Consider the following 16,747-nt stretch of genomic DNA (forward strand, 5'->3'; position numbering starts at 1 on the left):
AAATATTCACAATAGGGCGCGAATTCTACGCAAAAAACCGGCTTATGACAAGTGCAGAATACATACAGACTGCGAAAAAGTGACTGGTTACGTCTCTATCATTTATCTCTTGGCGTTTTCAAGTACAATCAGTAACACAGTTTCTAGCATCTGGCTCTATGAGCGGCGTTACTATTCAACTTAACGGTAAAATATAAAGCCGAAAGAAAATAATGAACCCTGATCAAATCACAGTACTCACCGCGCAGGATATGGCGAAGGTCAATGCGATAATCCTGGAGCAACTGAATTCCGAAGTCGTGCTTATCAACCAGCTCGGCCATTATATCATCAGCGGCGGCGGTAAACGCATCCGTCCGATGATTGCCGTGCTGGCGGCGCGCGCCCTGAATTATACCGGTGATAGGCATATTACCGTGGCGGCGTTGATAGAATTCATTCATACCGCCACCCTGCTCCATGACGATGTAGTGGACGAATCCGATATGCGCCGGGGCAAAGCCACGGCGAACGCGGCTTTCGGCAACGCGGCCAGCGTCCTGGTGGGGGATTTCATTTATACCCGCGCGTTCCAGATGATGACCGGTCTTGAATCGCTGCGGGTTCTGGCGCTGATGGCCGAGGCGGTTAATGTAATCGCCGAGGGCGAGGTGCTGCAGTTGATGAACTGCAACGATCCGGATATTACCGTCGAGAGCTATATGCGGGTGATTTACAGCAAAACCGCCCGGCTGTTCGAGGCGGCGGCGCACGCATCCGCCATACTGGCCGGCGCCACGCCGGAGCAGGAAGCCGCCCTGCGGGACTACGGGCGGTATCTGGGCACCGCATTCCAGCTTATCGACGATCTGCTGGATTACGGTTCGGACGGCAAGACCTTGGGTAAAAACACCGGCGACGACCTTAACGAAGGCAAGCCCACCCTGCCGCTGCTGCACGCCATGCATCATGGCAACGCGGAACAGGCGGCCGTGATACGGGAAGCCATCGAGCAGGGGAACGGTCGGCATTTATTGGAATCGGTACTGGAAACCATGCATCAATGCGGTTCGCTGGAATATACCCGCCAGTGCGCCGAAGCGGAAGCGGACAAGGCCATTTCCTGTCTCGGCTGTCTTGAACCTACGCCGTTCCGGCAGGCACTGGAAAGTTTGGCGCACTCGGCGGTACAACGACAGTTTTAGGAACATTCGTCATTTAATGGAAACCAGCGCCACCTCTGTTTCCGATTCGCTCATCGCCTGGGCGCAATCCCCAGGCGCGTCATGAATTTCTCAATCCCTTCCCGCATCACCAGGCTGATGACATTGTCCCGTTCTTCCGGCAGGAATTGCCTGTATATGGCCATCCAGGCCGCCAGGGGATCCGCTTCCGAAGACGAAGGCGCCGCGCCGGCACGGTAATCCGGGGCGGACTGCTCTTGCATTTCGCGCTGCGTCAGCGCCCGCTGGACCTTCGCGGGTAAACTTTCCAATGAAAATTCCAGCCCGCGTCCCTGCCCGCCGCTGCGCGGGCGTCCGCGCCAATTTTCACGGCGGGCTCGACCCGTCAACCCCTGCCGGGTTTTGGGAAGCCCCGCCACGCCCAAAAGCTCTTTGGTACTAAACCAGGCATTTTTCATACTGTCGCATTCCAAAATGGGGATGCCCATAGCAAAAAATAAATTTTATTGGAAAATAATTGAAAAATTTTCGGAAATTTGTTGCTATACATTTTCCATATAATCGGTTTGTTTCCACTTCGTTTGGTTAAAATATGTTATTTATAACATCAATCCCTATTCGGCTCTCAGCAAAGGAATATTAATGCAGATGACTGAATGGAATGAAGACTGGCACCCTGCGGATATCATCGCAGCGCTGCGTAAACGCGGCACCACCCTTGCGGCTGTTTCACGGGCCGCGGGACTGAGTTCGTCCACCTTGGCAAACGCCTTGACAAGGCCCTGGCCCAAAGGCGAGTGGCTGATAGCCGATCGTTTGGAGATTCATCCGGCTAAGATATGGCCGAGCCGCTATATCGACCCCAGGACGAAACAGCTGATCGACAGAAAGAGCCTGATACGCTCGCGCTGAAAGACATGGCGCATTGGAAGACGAACGTGATATCGCTCTATCTATCCCTCATCCCGATGCAGTTCCGAAGGGGACTCATTGGGATATTCCAACCGTTTAAGGAGATTAAGCACCCCTTCGCGCAGGACAAACCCCACGACAAAATCACGTTCGGCATCGGAAAGCTGCCGATAGATTTGTCGCCAGGTGGAACAGGGTTCTTGCGTCGACAAGGTATAATCGGCTGAGCTGGCGCGCAGCGTCAGCGTCTTTTTTACCGTGTCCGGAAGGCTATACCAGGAATACTCGACAGCTTTTCCCCTCGCCCCTTCGCGCCGCCTTTTTTGCCAGCCTTCTTCCCTGGCGCGCCGATTCAACCCTTGGCGGGTTTTAGGCAACCCGCCGACGCCGATTAACTCGTGGGTGGCGACCCATTCCCTTTTTGTTGCCATTTTCTCCCCCTCCTTGTCATGGCGATAAACCGAAGCTGTCGCTATTTCGCGTCCCTGGCCCTCCCTATGAAAGGGACAAGCCTTCAGCACGTTTCCGTTATGTACGGCGCTGTACGGTTTAGCACTTATCGATTCCCGTTACGCTCATTACAACACAAAAAAAGCAGCAAGTGCTAACGGCTCATTGAAAATTGAGATCGATGCTGGTTTTTTGTGCGAGAAGACTGAATAACCATTATTTATCAATCTAATAATGTGCTTACACCTAAATTTTGCTAAGCACTAATGACCCCATCGTATCACGAAGAAATTGGCGGAGGAAGGAGGGCAAAATGAGGAAATCCAATGAAAAATACGCGCTGTAAAGGGTGCGGGAATAGCAGAGCCGGCGTGGCGGCAAATTATCTTGATCCGCCATAGCCGGCCATGACAAAAAGGGTTGGCCACATCCGCCCCACCGGCAGGCGGACGCGGATGATTGTTATTGATTGACGAATTTCACGCCTAATTCAATATCTTTTTTCAGGACATCCTGCATGTTCTCCAGGACCTGCTGTTCGAAAGCGCTCAGGGGGCCAATGGGCAGTATTTCCGACAAACCCTGTTTGCCCAACAGCAGCGGCTGGGCAAAGAAACGCGTATGCTCGCCATCGCCCTCGACATAAGCGCATTCCACCACATCCTTTTCACCCTGCAGCGCCCGTACCAGAGATAAGCCGAAGCGAGCCGCGGCCTGTCCCATGGAGAGCGTGGCCGATCCGCCGCCGGCTTTGGCCTCTACCACTTCGGTACCGGCATTCTGGATACGCTTGGTTAAATCGGCAACTTCCTGATCGCTAAATGAGATTCCTTCCAGCTGGGAAAGCAAAGGCAGAATGGTCACACCGGAATGGCCGCCGATAACACGCACTTCAACATCTTTCGGCGACAATCCTTTGAGCTCGGCGACAAAAGTATTGGAACGGATAATATCGAGGGTGGAGATGCCGAATAACTTGCGTTTATCATAGACGCCGGCTTTTTTCAGCGTCTCGGCGGCAATGGGCACCGTGGTATTGACCGGATTGGTGATAATGCCTATCAGGGCAGCCGGACAGGCCTTTGCCACTTGGCTGATAAGATTGCGTACGATACCGGCGTTGACGTTAAAAAGATCCGAACGATCCATACCGGGCTTACGGGCAACCCCCGCGGAGATCAATACGATATCGGCGCCTTCCAGCGCCGGCGTCGCATCTTCGCCGCTGAACCCCTTGATTTTCACCGGGGTCGGGATATGGCTGAGATCAACCGCCACACCGGGAGTCACCGGGGCAATATCATACAGAGAGAGTTCGGAACCTGAGGGAAGCTGAGTTTTAAGCAACAGGGCTAGCGCTTGGCCTATGCCGCCCGCTGCACCGAGAACTGCGACTTTCATTCGGATCTCCTTATTATAATAGGGAAAATTTAATGCCGACGAATCATCTGCGTAAGATCATAGAGACATAAACGGGTAAAAACAAATCAGCGATCGCAAATTTGAGAGTTGACACATTAATTTACCTAAACCTGCCCGATTGCCGTTCGCAACTGGAAACGGGCGTGCTGGATAGAGAGCCTTGATGCCTTATCAACCGCCCTTGCCAATCACATTACACCGATTGCAGCGCTCAAAACAACAGCAATTTGATAACATTTTCTTTACTTTCACCTCGAGAAAAATATGCGAGCCAGGTCAAAGTTGTAGTGCATAGATATTGTTAACGTGCAGCGATTAGTGGCTTAAACGGTCCCTTCTTTCTTCTCCAAGGCAATTCCATTGCATAAAAATGCATTTTTATGCATAATCATCCCTATTTTCCCCGACTGTCCCGGTAAAATATGCGCAATCACTTAAAACAAGAAGAATTGGTTAAAGCTTTTAAGGCATTACTGAAAGAAGAAAAATTCAGCTCGCAGGGCGAGATTGTCCTGGCGCTTCAAAACGATGGGTTTGAGAATATCAACCAGTCCAAGGTTTCGCGTATGCTGACGAAATTCGGTGCCGTGCGCACCCGCAACGCGAAAATGGAAATGGTGTATTGCCTGCCAGCGGAACTGGGGGTTCCCACCACCACCAGCCCATTGAAAAACCTGGTTCTTGATGTGGATCACAACGATGCGGTGGTGGTTATCCATACCAGCCCCGGCGCGGCGCAGCTGATTGCCCGCCTGCTGGACTCCTTGGGAAAATCCGAGGGCATTCTGGGAACCATCGCCGGCGACGATACCATTTTCACCACCCCCGCCCGTGGATTCAGCGTCAAGCAGCTCTATGAAGCCATCCTGGTCCTGTTCGAACAGGAGCTCTGAGGTATTGCCTTTCCCAGCGCGGTAATAAGCTTCGCCAAAGTTAGCACTTTTCGCTAAAGCTGGTTATCGCCATGAATTTACAAATAATTAACATTATTTGCCTATTTTTTAACCTCTTTTAATCACTTTTTCTTATATTAGCTTGCTTAGAAAGCAGAATGTTTCATAAATAATTATGAGCAAACTACTAGTAACCACAGTTATTAGTGTATACTTAGATTCGTGATGAATATCACGCTTTGCATTAAGTCATGTGAAATGTAAAGAACGAATAGAGGTGGAAATGATGAAAATGAAAACTGCTGCTTCCCTGATGACGGTGATGTCCGCCCTGTCCTTCGGCGCGTTCGCCGCGGATTCCATATCACTGGAACAGGCTCAGGGATTACAACCCATGGGTACCGTGACCACCAGCGGGATTGATGCCTCCCCGTCCGATATCCATCAGGCGCTGAATGATGCCGCCGATGCCAAAGGCGCAAAAGCCTATCGAATCATCGAGGCTCGCGAGGGCGATAACTGGCACGCCACCGCCGAGCTGTACAAGTAAGCCAGGTGCGTCGCTACGGCAAATTGATGACGCGACGCGCCAGAGTTCAGTAGTACCGGCTGTGCCACGGCCGTAAGCACGTTTTAGCATTCGGAAGTCAACACCATCAGCGGCTGGTCGCCCTCAGTTATTCTGTGTCCGGTATAACCAGACTGTCCCTGATGATTCCCTCGTCGTCCTATCCGACGAACTTCGCCCCCGCACGCGGGGGCTTTTTTTTAACCTTTATACCGCCGCCAGGCCGGCTTTGATATTCAACTGCGCCAGCAGCTTTTCATGGATTCCGCCGAAGCCGCCGTTGCTCATCACCAGGATGTAATCACCGGGCTGGGAGATTTTCACAATCATATCCACGAGGGTATCCACGTCAGCGCTCCAGTGCGCCGGCTGAACACAGGCTTCCGCGACTTCGCTCACCTGCCAGGGAATATGCTGCGGCTGGAATAAAAAGACTTCATCGGCCCTGCCCAGGGAAGGCGCCAGCTCATTCTTGTTCAGCCCCATTTTCATGGTGTTGGAGCGGGGCTCAAGCACCGCCAGTATGCGTGCCGTGCCGCCTACCTTGCTGCGCAGCGCCGCCAGGGTCGCCAATATAGCGGTGGGATGATGGGCAAAATCGTCATAAAGTTTCACCCCGTTGGCGGTGCCCTTCAGCTCCAGACGGCGCCGGGCGTTGATAAAGGTGGTCAGGGCCCGGCATGCGTCAGCCGGCTGCACGCCCACGTGCCTGGCGGCGGCAATCGCCATCAGCGCATTGTGCATGTTATGTTCCCCCACCAGATCCCAATGGACCTCCCCTACCACGTCGCCCTGCAACAGCACCTGGAATACGCTGGCGTCCGGCGCGACTTTTTTGGCGCGCCAGCTGTTGTCTTCACCGATGAATTCCTGCTCGCTCCAGCATCCCATGGCCATGACCTGTTTCAGATGCGGATCGTTATCCGGCAGGATGATTTTGCCCTTGCCCGGCACCAGCCGCACCAGGTGATGGAATTGCTTCTGGATGGCTTTCAGGTCGTCAAAAATATCCGCATGATCGAACTCCAGGTTATTGAGCAGCAGCGTGCGCGGACAGTAGTGCAGGAATTTGGAACGCTTGTCGAAAAACGCGCAGTCATATTCATCCGCTTCCACCACAAAAAACGGACTGTTGCCCAAACGGGCGGAAACGGTGAAGTTGCCCGGCACGCCGCCGATGACGAACCCCGGCTGGTAGCCGCACACCTCGAGAATCCAGGTAATCATCCCGGCGGTGGTGGTCTTGCCGTGCGTACCGGCGACGGCTATCACCCAGCGCTGCTGCAGCACCTGATCGTGCAGCCACTGGGGACCGGAAACATAGCGAATGCCCCGTTCCAGCACAGCTTCCACGCAGGGGTTGCCGCGGCTCATGGCATTACCGATGATGACCAGCTCCGGCTCCGGCTCCAACTGAGACGGATCATAGCCCTTGATAAGCTGAATGCCTTGCTCTTGCAGCAGGGTGCTCATGGGAGGATAGACATTATCATCAGACCCGGTCACCTCATGTCCCAGGGAACGGGCCAGCATGGCTACCCCGCCCATAAACGTGCCGCAGATACCGAGAATATGTATGCGCATAATTTTTCCATTTTTTAACAACGTACTGCGGCACATTCTACCGCTGCGGCCGGCCGATATAAACGAATTTGATGATGTACTTGCATTCGTTTAAGCTAAACTGCTAATACTTATCCAGTGGTAACCGATAATACCGCTTTTCATCTGCGGCAACAGTGTCTTCTTTTGTTCAGGGAATGTGTTATGAAAACGTTAGGCGAATTTATTGTTGAGAAGCAGCACGAGTTTCCCCATGCCACCGGTGAACTCACCGCGCTGCTTTCCGCTATAAAATTGGGTGCCAAAATCATTCACCGCGATATCAATACCGCGGGGTTGGTGGACATTTTGGGCACCAGCGGCGTATCCAATGTCCAGGGCGAAGTTCAAATGAAACTCGACCTGTTCGCCAATGAAAAGCTGAAAGCTGCGTTGAAAGCCAGGGGACAGGTGGCAGGCATCGCTTCCGAAGAGGAAGACGAAATCGTGATTTTCGACGGCGGACGTTCATCCAGCGGCAAATATGTGGTGCTGATGGATCCGCTGGATGGTTCTTCCAACATTGACGTCAACGTGTCGGTGGGCACCATTTTTTCAATTTATCGCCGGATTTCCCCCATCGGCACGCCCATTACCGAAGCGGACTTCCTGCAGCCCGGCAATAAACAGGTGGCGGCGGGTTATGTGGTGTACGGCTCTTCAACCATGCTGGTCTACACCACCGGCTGCGGCGTACACGCCTTTACCTATGATCCCTCCATCGGGGTGTTTTGCCTTTCCCATGAAAGCGTGCGTTTCCCGGCTACCGGCAATATGTATTCCATAAACGAAGGAAATTACATCAAGTTTCCCAACGGCGTTAAAAAATACATCAAATATTGCCAGGAAATGGATCCCGCGACGCATCGCCCCTACACATCGCGCTATATCGGCTCCCTGGTGTCGGACTTCCATCGCAACCTGCTTAAGGGCGGCATTTATCTGTACCCCAGCACCGCAACCTATCCCGAGGGTAAGCTGCGTTTGCTGTACGAATGCAATCCGATGGCCTTTTTGGCCGAGCAGGCGGGCGGCAAAGCCAGCGATGGCAAGAACCGCATTTTAGACATCACTCCGGAAAAACTGCACCAGCGCGCGCCCTTTTTCGTCGGCACCGAATCCATGGTCAACGACGCCGAACGCTTTATGCGCGATTTCCCTGACCAATAGCAGGTCTATGCCCTTGAGATAGGAAGGACCGCCGCCAAGCGGGCCGAGCCGCTTGAAAGCCCCCTTGAGGGGGCTTTGGCTTGTTGACAAAGTGTCCGGTCGGGACGGGCTGCCAGATCGTAAACACGCCGTGAACCCGTCCCTGGGGGCTCGATCCGCGGGCCGGTGCTATCAGGCCTCCACTTCCACCAGCTCTTCCATTTCCTCGCCGGCCGCTTCTTCCAGGTGGAAAAGGGACATACTCTCGGTGAGATGCTGCGATTGCGACTGTAGCGAACGGGTCGCTTCGCTGGATTGCTCTACCAGCGACGCATTTTGCTGCGCCACGGCGTCCATTTGCGAGACCGCCAGGCTGACCTGCTCAATGCCGCGGCTTTGCTCATCCGTGGCATTGGAGATTTCCTTCATCAGGCGGGTCACCCGCATCACTTCTTCGGAAATTTCGTCCATGGTTTCGCCAGCGGTATGGGCCATATCGGCGCCCTCGGTTACCCGCCCCTGGGATTCCTGTATCAATCCCTTGATCTCTTTGGCCGCCTCGGCGCTGCGATGGGCCAGAGTACGCACTTCTCCGGCCACCACGGCGAATCCCCGTCCCTGCTCGCCGGCGCGGGCCGCTTCCACCGCTGCATTCAGCGCCAGGATATTGGTTTGAAAGGCGATGCCGTCAATCACGCCCAAAATATCGGCAATGCGGTGGGAGCTGGAGGAAATGGCCTGCATCTTCTCAATCATATAGCACACCACTTCGCTGCCTTTGTCAGCAATATCAGACACTTCTTTCGCCAGTTCATGGGCCTGCCGGGCGTGTTCGGCGTTGAGTTTTACCGTTTGGGTAAGCTGTTCCATACTGGCCGCGGTCTGTTCCAGCGCGGCGGCGGATGCCTCGGTACGCTGGGACAGATCGGTGTTGCCCGCCGAAAGTTCACGGGTGCCGATATCTATTTGCGAGCCGGCCTGCCGTACTTCGCTCACCGCTCCCGCCAAGGCGTCTTGCATCAGCTGCAGCGCCCGATTCAGCCGCCCCAGTTCATTGTTGCGCGCCGGGGGGATGGGGTGATACAAATCACCGGCGGCAATATTTTCCATATGGACGATGGCCACATCCAGCGGGCGCAATATAAACCGCCGTACCGCCAGCCAGGCCAGGAATGACAGCACCAGGGCCAGGACACAGGCCGCAATCACCAGCACCAACTGTAAACGGGCGCTGTCGGCCGCCTTCTGCTGGATTTCCTGGCCGGTTTCCAAGGCAAAGTGCTGAAAACTGTCGAGCTGGTTATCCATGTCGGCGCTCAGCGGCGTCAGGGTGGTTTCCAATAATTGATAATAAGCGTCGGTATTCACATTATGCAGCGCGGCGAGAACCGGTTTTATGCCCTGTTCGTTATAACGCTGGTAAATCACGTTCATTTGCTGCGCGCGGTCGGCCCCTTCGGTAGTCACAGTACCCGCGGCCAGGAATTGCGCCATGGAGCTGTCGGCTTCCTTGGCCAATTCGGCGGCCTTGGCGGTGGAGGCCTGTCCTTCGTTAATCGCACCGGTTTCATACTGCCTGACCGCCAGGGAGGCTTCGGTACGGGACCGCAGCGATGCGTTATAGGCGCGGCTGAGGTAGCCGAGCTCTTCGCCTTGTATCTGGTTGATGGCTTGCAGGGAAATTGAGCCTTGCCGGATGGTGTGGATGCTGATACCGCTGACGATAAACAAAATAATGGTCATTAAACTCAGCCAGGTGAGTAGTCCCACCTTGACGGTTATATTCTTGAACATGGTGCTGCCCCTGCATTTTCCGAAGTTGATCCATTCAAAACGCCCGACCGAAGTTAGGATCGACGTGGTAACCTCGCCCTGCATCGGTTATCGGAGCACCGTGCTAACTCTTTACTGTTTGGTTTTTTTTTAATAGGTTATGTGAGTCTAATCACATTGGGCGGCTATGGGCAGGACATTGAAGGGAGACTGAAACAACCGTGCGAATTTTTGTTATAATAGCCGCCACGCTATTACTCAATTTTTAAGGAAACTGACATGAGCTTGAATCTGGTACCGGCAGGAAAAGATCTTCCCGAGGATATTTATGTGGTGATCGAAATCCCGGCTAACTCTTCTCCCATCAAGTATGAAGTCGATAAGGAAACCGGTGCGCTGTTTGTCGATCGTTTCATGTCCACCGCCATGTTCTATCCCTGTAATTACGGCTATATCAACCACACGCTGTCCCTCGACGGGGATCCGGTTGACGTACTGGTGCCCACGCCCTATCCGCTGCAGCCGGGCTCGGTAATCCGCTGCCGTCCGGTGGGCGTGCTGAAAATGACCGATGAATCCGGAGAGGACGCCAAAGTGGTTGCGGTGCCCCACACCAAGCTGTCAAAGGAGTATGACCATATCAAGGACGTAGAGGATCTCTCTGCGCTGCTGCGGGCGCAGATCACCCATTTCTTTGAACATTATAAAGATTTGGAAAAAGGCAAATGGGTCAAAGTGGCGGGCTGGGAAAATGCCGAAGCCGCCAAAGCAGAAATCATCGCCTCTTTCGAACGCGCCAAGAAATAACGCCCCGGCGAGGAAAGCGTCCGACGGGTTTAAGGCTCGTCGGCGCGTTTTAGCCAGTCACCGCCCTTCAACTGACGCAACCCCGCCACCGGACGCTGATACACATACATCCAGGCGCCGCCGTAGGGGGTATTGATCAACGCCCGCTTATATTCACCGCTTTTGGTACGCAGGGCGTCCAGCTCGGCCAATGTAGAAGAATCAATGCGATAGACTTCACAATAAACTGTCCCAACGCCGGGGATAACCGCCGGATAATGGCCAAGATCGTATAATTCATAACCCGATATGACATGATCGCCTAGCCACTGGCCGTTTGTCATCCAATGGCTATTGCCCTGATTGCGCCGCAGACTACCGTAAACAATTATTCGCATCGTTAAAACTCAAACTGATAGAGCAAGTCTAATGCCTGGTTAAGTCCAGACACCGCTTCCAGATAAAGTCTAGGCATTAAACGATAACGTAGCGTTAGCGTTGCCAATGAATCGTAAATACCGACACCGTATTTAACCTGCAATCCCGGGGTGAGGTTACCGCTCACCACAACCTGGGATTCATCACCCACCCCCTGGGTATCCAGGGTCAAATTACTGACGCCGAACGCCGCGCCGATTTTGCCTACCAGTTGCCCGGTTTGCGCCACGCCCATACCGATCAACATGGATGTCATCATACTACTGTCGGCACCAGGCGTATTCAGCCCCTGGCCCCGCAGCAGGTAAGAAAGGGCCTCCTGCTGCGATTTCACCGGATCGGTGAACACGTCGATGCGCGGCTGATCCGCCATGCCGGTGACACGAACCCCGGCGGTAACGCCGTCCGCGGTGGAATCGGGGTTGCGGATGGCTTCGATATTCAGCATGGGCTGCGCCGGCGGACCGGAAAAGATCAACAGCCCGCGACGAATGATCAAGTCCTGACTATAAGCATTAAATCGTCCGTAGGGAATAGAGATTTGTCCGTGCAGGCCCAGCCCCTGTTTATCCTGGATCACATTAAGATCGCCCTGCAGCCGCGCTTTAAGGCCGAAAGCGTCTAATCGCACGTCATTGCCCACGTGAATCTTCATATTACTGTTGATGGCCATCCCCACCTCCCGCTCGGCCACCGGCTGTAATTGAGCATCGAGGATGACTTCATCCGGGGAGACCGCCACTGCGCTTTCAGGCAGTTTCTGCACCACGATCCGCGCCCAGGGCACGGTGACGCTGCCGTTGAGGGTCAGCACCTGTGGCGCGGCCTCCACCGTAATATCCGGCGATACGTCCAGCCGCACCATCGGCGGCAGGGTGATCCTCACCCGGTTCCCCCGGGCGGCGATGCGGGCGTTCCAGGCATTGATACGGCTCCAGTTGGCATTGCCGCTTAAGTTGAGCTGCCCGCTGGTAGTGCGAATGACCCCTTGCAAGGCCGAGCTGGTGCCGTCAAACGTCATGGCTAGCTGGCTTTCGGTCATGGCGAACGGCAACTGATTGCTGCGGATGATAACCCGGTCCAGGCTCAGCCGGCCATAAAGCTGCGGTTGCATAGCGCTGCCGCCAAGACGGAGATTGGCGTTAAGCATACCCGCGGCATGATCCGAGCCTGACAATAACGGATTTATCAGCGACAGGGAAAGATTGTTGATGGCAATAACGCCGGAAAGCGCGCGCCGGTTACGGGGATCCGCTATCTGCACCTGTCCGCTGAATTGCCCGTTGCCGGTAATGCCGATTTGCCAGTTCAGCGTGGCGCGGTCGTTTTCCAGTCCGGCATTGAGAGTAACACGGTCGAAGTCCACCGGCAGCACTCCGCCCTGAATGTTTTGCCGCGCCTTGATACCGTTGCCCGTCAAGACAATGCTGGCCTTGGGCAGGCTGCCCCCCGGTTGCCAGCTCACCTGCGCGCGGCCGCTGAATACCCCTCCCAGCGTGGTGGCCGCCGGCAGGAACGGTTTGAGCATCGCCAGATCAAAACGGTTAAGGAGCACGGCGGCCTGCCCGCTGGCCCCCAATTGGATATTGGCGGGCACGCAAAGCTGCGCGTTGGCATTTTGCCAGCAGTGGGGGCCGATAATGACATTTTGCGCCTGCTGCTGATAATCAAGGGTCATCGGGCGGCTTAACCGCCACTCCCCCACCGGGCTGCCGAACTGCGTCTGGCTCAGGGTGCCGCGCCAGCGCTGCTGCCGGCGATCGTAACCGCCGTTCAGCGTCAGCCCGCCCGATACCGGCTCCCCCTGCAGGTTCAGCCGTAGCTGGTGGGCCCGTTCGTCGCCGGTCAGGGCCAGCGTCATCCGGCGCACGCTAACGGCCCCTTGCTGTAGCTGATCAACGTCCAGATTGAGATTGCCGCCCACGATATCGCGGGATTGCAGGCGACCGTTCAAGGCGATGCGCCGAATCCGCAGATCCTGCCAGCGCAGGCCGGCGGCGGTCAGATTGGCGGTGACCTGCGGCGATAGCCTTTCGCCCCGCACGCTCAGGGTACCGGCGGCGGTTCCTCCCAGGCCGGGCAAGGTCCCGTTCAGATTCGGCGCATCGATAACGGCGTCCAGCGCCAGCTGATTGTTCAAATCGCCGTTCACCGTCAGGCTGTTGCGTCCCAACGCCAGCCGCAACGCGGAAACATGCCATTGTCCGGCGTCATTGCCGCTGAGGGATCCTCTGGCGGTCACCCGGTTCTGCTTAACCTCGCCATCCAGCCGGAGCTCCGGTACACGCAGTTGCCAGCTTCCGCCGTGCAAACTGCCCAGCACCGATAACTTGCCGTCGAGACGGGCGGGCCAGTCTGGCCATTGTCCGGCGGTATCGATGCCGGAGAGCGTCAGCTCGGTGCGCCAGCTGACGGCATTGCTCCAGTCCGCCAGACCGGTGATATCCGCCTGGCCCCGCAGGGCCGCAATGTGCAAACGAGACAAGATAAACTGTGCGGTAGTACCTTTACCCGCCAATGACAGCTCCGCCGGCGGCAGGCCTTCTCCGCTTAACGATGCCGCCATGGACAGGGTGTAATCCACCGCCTTGCCGGTCATGCTCAGCGACAGATTACGCGCCTGATACTGCGGCGGTCCGACGAGAGGCCATTGCACGCCGGGACTGTCGACGGTCAGCGACAGCGGCAGGCCGGTTTGGGCCAGACGCGTTTGCAGCTTTATCTGCGCTTTTACCGGCCCGGAAAAATTCAGCGCCGCGCTGAGATTTTCCCGCAGGCCTCCGTCTAGGGTCAGCCGGATTTTTTCGCCCCTCAGGGGCGCGCTGTTCACGGAAGAATTGAGGGTCAGCGCCAGCGGCCAGCCGCCGCCCAGCTGCGCGGAACCGCTGGCGTTGAGCAGGCCCTGGGGCGAATTGACGTTCAATCGTTCAAGGGTGGCGTGGCCGTCCTGTACGGCGCCGCGCAAATCCATGGCCGAGATGAGGAAATCCACATCGCCGGTCAAGCGTAGGTTTTCCCCATGCAGCCCCTCCAGCCGAACATTCAGCGGCAAATGGACATCGGGCAAATCAGGCAGCAGCGGTTGGGCGAAAAAGGCCTTGAATGCCGCTTCCGGCGACGGCTGCCGCCGGGCCTTTTCCAGCGCTGCCCTGGCGCTCTCTTGCTTTTGCTGCTCGGTTTGGACCAGCTGTTTGCCGGCCTGTTCCGCCACGACCTCGACAGCCTTGGGCAACGCGACCAGCAAACCATCGATATGGGTCGGCGCCACCGTCAGGTTATTGGCGCGAAAATCAATGCCGCTTTCGAGACTGCCGAGGGTGACCTGGGTATCATCTATGCGAATCCGGACATTGCTCAGGGCCAGATGGCGCAAAATAAGCGGATAAGGCGTGCTGACGGTCTGGCCGCTATCCTGCGGTTCGGCGGCGGCAGGCCCTGGCGGAGCCAATGCCGCCGTTTTCACGTCGATATCCACATCCTGCAGGGACAGGTTATCGAGGCATAATTCACTGTGGCGAAGACAGGCGGGATTAAGCGAAAGACGGAATTGTTTGGCGCCCACCGTCATGCCGGGCATCCGATATTGCAGGCCGGTGACGGTCAAATCCCGCCAGCCGCCGCTGACATGGGCTATCTCCAGGCCCGGCACCCAGCGCGCGGCGCCCTTGATCAGCAGATGCAACCCGCCGGCGGTGCCGATAAAAAAAACCAGAGTGCCCGCCAGCAGCATAATAAACGCCAGCACGCTCAGCCCGATTTTCCTTCCCCGGCTCATAATTCCGTCCCCAAGCCGATATAAAACTGGACGCTATGATTGTCGGGATCGCCCACCGGCGTGGCAATATCCAATTTAATCGGCCCCACCGGCGATTGCCACCGGACCCCAATCCCGGCGCCGGTTTTCAGATTGGTGTGCCGGATATCGTTTACCGCCTGGCCGCTATCGATAAAAGCGGCCCCCCACCAGCGGCCGGTGACGTTATATTGGTATTCCAGCGATCCGGTGGCCATTTGCGAGGCGCCAATCAATTTTCCGTCGGCGTCACGGGGCGATATGGAGCGGAAGCGGTAGCCGCGGATACTGCGATCGCCGCCGGCGAAAAAACGCAGCGACGGGGGCACGCGCTCAAAATTGTTGGTTTCAATCCAGCCGAGATTGTAGCGCGCCACAAAGCGGTGTTTTTCCTCCAGCGTCCGTACCCAAACGTTTTGCGCCTGGAGGATGAAAAAATCGATATCCGATCCCCATGCTGTATCGGAAACGTCCAGGGAGTAACGCTGCGAGTCGCCCCAGGTGGGCATCGCCCCGCCCCGCTGCCGGGTCCGGTTTATGGTGAAGCCCGGATAAATCAGCATCGTCGTGTCGGTAACATTGGCCTGGGTAAAGTGATCAAGGCTCCAGCGTAAATTCACCGAACGTTGCCAGCCGGTGGAGAAATCCCAGAAACGCGCCACGTTAAGGGTGGTGGAATCTGATTTGGTATCATTGAGATCTTCCCGTTTGAAACCGCTTTGCAGCAGGTAATATTGCTCCAGCGGGCTGCGCTGCACCGGAATCTTGTAACTGAAATCCAGCGCCTGCTCAGGCGCCGACAGGCTGAGGCCGGTCTGAAAGCTGTGGCCCATGGAATTGAGCCATGGCCGGTTCCAGGTGGTCCTGACCCTCGGTCCGATGTCCGAGGCGAAACCCGCCCCGGTTTCAATGATATTCCGGCTTCGAGGCGTCACCACCGCATCCAGTGGAAGGACTTTGCTTTTTTTCCCGGCGACTAAATCCGGTGAAACCACCACCGAGTTGAACCAATTGGTGGCGGATAGCTGACGGTTCAGCTCCGCCAGCGCGGTGGCGCTGTATTCATCCCCCGGATGGATGGAAGGAATGTTCTGCAAATAGTCCGTGCGGATTTGCGAGCCGTGAAAGCGAATCTCCCCGAAGCGGTAGCGCTGGCCACTGTCGAAATCCACGTTCCAGAACGCCTCGCGCCGCGCCGGCGATACCGCCAGCTGCCGTTTCAGGAATTCGGCGTCGAAATAGCCATTGCGCACGGCAAGACCCGTCATGCCGTCGATAAAAGCGGTATAATCACCATGATTAAGCACGGTGCCGACGGCGGGCCGGCTTCGTTGAACCAGCCGTTGGTACGAAGCATCCCGGCGGGCGTCTCCGCGCAGGATAATGGTAGCGGCGGCGATTTTAACCGGCGGCCCCGGGCTGACGGCGGCCACCAGTACGGGGCGGCCGCCTTTGACCGCCGGGCGAAAGGTGAAGTCGATTTTGGGCTCATAATAACCCAGTGCGCGGAGGCCTTCGCGGATGGCACTGTCAACCCGGGCCTGAAAGCGCGCGTCGGCGGTGATTTCATCCGCGCCGATGGTGGACAGGCGCACCCGGACATTACGCTGCAATTCGCCGTTGAGTCCGTCTACCTGCAAACGCACGTTAGCAGCGTTGGACCCAGGCGTTGCCGCGAGAATGCAAACCAGGCATATAAGGCGATTTTTTAGCAAGCTGGCTCCCGAGTCTGCTTTCCTGATAGTAGCTTCCTTGTGCGCAAAATCGCTTTCAATTCTGATAACTGCCGGCCTTAGGG

General features: G+C 56.0%; 14 protein-coding genes. 6 read left to right on the top strand and 8 right to left on the bottom strand.

The features are described from left to right. The first annotated feature begins 212 nt into the window (after positions 1-212). Positions 213-1,184 (top strand): octaprenyl diphosphate synthase, encoded by a 972-nt coding sequence (gene ispB / locus ACL2XJ_RS02485; protein ID WP_413725532.1) that lies wholly within the window; start codon positions 213-215, stop codon positions 1,182-1,184. A 50-nt stretch (positions 1,185-1,234) separates the two neighbouring features. Here the strand turns inward: ispB and ACL2XJ_RS02490 are convergent, their stop codons facing one another. After that, on the bottom strand, positions 1,235-1,621 hold the full coding sequence (locus tag ACL2XJ_RS02490; RefSeq protein ID WP_413725533.1) for a DNA-binding protein: 387 nt from the start codon (positions 1,619-1,621) through the stop codon (positions 1,235-1,237). Positions 1,622-1,811: 190 nt separating this feature from the next. Between ACL2XJ_RS02490 and ACL2XJ_RS02495 the strand changes: the two genes are divergently transcribed. Beyond that, a complete protein-coding gene (locus tag ACL2XJ_RS02495; RefSeq protein WP_132928000.1) occupies positions 1,812-2,075 on the top strand; it encodes a helix-turn-helix domain-containing protein in 264 nt (87 codons plus the stop codon). A 41-nt stretch (positions 2,076-2,116) separates the two neighbouring features. On the opposite strand, the gene ACL2XJ_RS02500 is transcribed toward ACL2XJ_RS02495, so the two are convergent. Further along, positions 2,117-2,506, bottom strand: coding sequence for a DNA-binding protein (locus ACL2XJ_RS02500; protein ID WP_413725534.1), 390 nt, complete (start codon positions 2,504-2,506; stop codon positions 2,117-2,119). A gap of 481 nt (positions 2,507-2,987) precedes the next feature. After that, positions 2,988-3,926: a malate dehydrogenase gene (mdh, locus tag ACL2XJ_RS02505; protein ID WP_132925753.1), complete on the bottom strand. Its 939-nt coding sequence runs from the start codon at positions 3,924-3,926 to the stop codon at positions 2,988-2,990. 443 nt (positions 3,927-4,369) lie between these two features. On the opposite strand from mdh, the gene argR reads away from it, so the two are divergent. Together argR and yhcN are read left to right on the top strand one after the other, a co-directional pair. After that, positions 4,370-4,840: a transcriptional regulator ArgR gene (gene argR / locus ACL2XJ_RS02510; RefSeq protein WP_132925751.1), complete on the top strand. Its 471-nt coding sequence runs from the start codon at positions 4,370-4,372 to the stop codon at positions 4,838-4,840. Positions 4,841-5,126: 286 nt separating this feature from the next. Beyond that, positions 5,127-5,390: a peroxide/acid stress response protein YhcN gene (yhcN, locus tag ACL2XJ_RS02515; protein ID WP_132927999.1), complete on the top strand. Its 264-nt coding sequence runs from the start codon at positions 5,127-5,129 to the stop codon at positions 5,388-5,390. Positions 5,391-5,615: 225 nt separating this feature from the next. Here yhcN and mpl read toward each other — a convergent pair whose 3' ends face one another. Further along, on the bottom strand, positions 5,616-6,992 hold the full coding sequence (mpl, locus tag ACL2XJ_RS02520; RefSeq protein ID WP_132925749.1) for a UDP-N-acetylmuramate:L-alanyl-gamma-D-glutamyl-meso-diaminopimelate ligase: 1,377 nt from the start codon (positions 6,990-6,992) through the stop codon (positions 5,616-5,618). Between the two features lie 183 nt (positions 6,993-7,175). On the opposite strand from mpl, the gene fbp reads away from it, so the two are divergent. Next, the gene (fbp, locus tag ACL2XJ_RS02525) at positions 7,176-8,180 is read left to right on the top strand and encodes a class 1 fructose-bisphosphatase (protein WP_132925747.1); all 1,005 of its coding nucleotides are present in this window, start codon (positions 7,176-7,178) and stop codon (positions 8,178-8,180) included. 171 nt (positions 8,181-8,351) lie between these two features. On the opposite strand, the gene ACL2XJ_RS02530 is transcribed toward fbp, so the two are convergent. Then, a complete protein-coding gene (locus tag ACL2XJ_RS02530) occupies positions 8,352-9,953 on the bottom strand; it encodes a methyl-accepting chemotaxis protein (RefSeq protein WP_413725535.1) in 1,602 nt (533 codons plus the stop codon). A 258-nt stretch (positions 9,954-10,211) separates the two neighbouring features. On the opposite strand from ACL2XJ_RS02530, the gene ppa reads away from it, so the two are divergent. Beyond that, complete coding sequence (gene ppa / locus ACL2XJ_RS02535) at positions 10,212-10,739, top strand: inorganic diphosphatase (RefSeq protein WP_132925743.1); 528 nt, start codon at positions 10,212-10,214, stop codon at positions 10,737-10,739. Between the two features lie 29 nt (positions 10,740-10,768). On the opposite strand, the gene ACL2XJ_RS02540 is transcribed toward ppa, so the two are convergent. The 3 genes from ACL2XJ_RS02540 to tamA are packed head-to-tail and all read right to left on the bottom strand — an operon-like array spanning position 10,769 to position 16,664. Continuing rightward, positions 10,769-11,116 carry a gamma-glutamylcyclotransferase gene (locus ACL2XJ_RS02540; RefSeq protein ID WP_132925741.1) on the bottom strand — a complete coding sequence of 116 codons (348 nt, stop codon included), beginning with the start codon at positions 11,114-11,116 and terminating at the stop codon, positions 10,769-10,771. A 2-nt stretch (positions 11,117-11,118) separates the two neighbouring features. Next, on the bottom strand, positions 11,119-14,931 hold the full coding sequence (tamB, locus tag ACL2XJ_RS02545; RefSeq protein ID WP_413725536.1) for an autotransporter assembly complex protein TamB: 3,813 nt from the start codon (positions 14,929-14,931) through the stop codon (positions 11,119-11,121). Further along, entirely contained in the window at positions 14,928-16,664 is a 1,737-nt protein-coding gene (tamA, locus tag ACL2XJ_RS02550) for an autotransporter assembly complex protein TamA (RefSeq protein WP_413725537.1), read from the bottom strand. Before tamA ends, tamB begins: the two co-directional genes overlap by 4 nt. Between the last annotated feature and the right edge of the window lie 83 nt (positions 16,665-16,747).

Source organism: Sodalis sp. RH16 (assembly GCF_047324245.1).
Classification (GTDB): domain Bacteria; phylum Pseudomonadota; class Gammaproteobacteria; order Enterobacterales; family Enterobacteriaceae; genus Acerihabitans; species Acerihabitans ligni.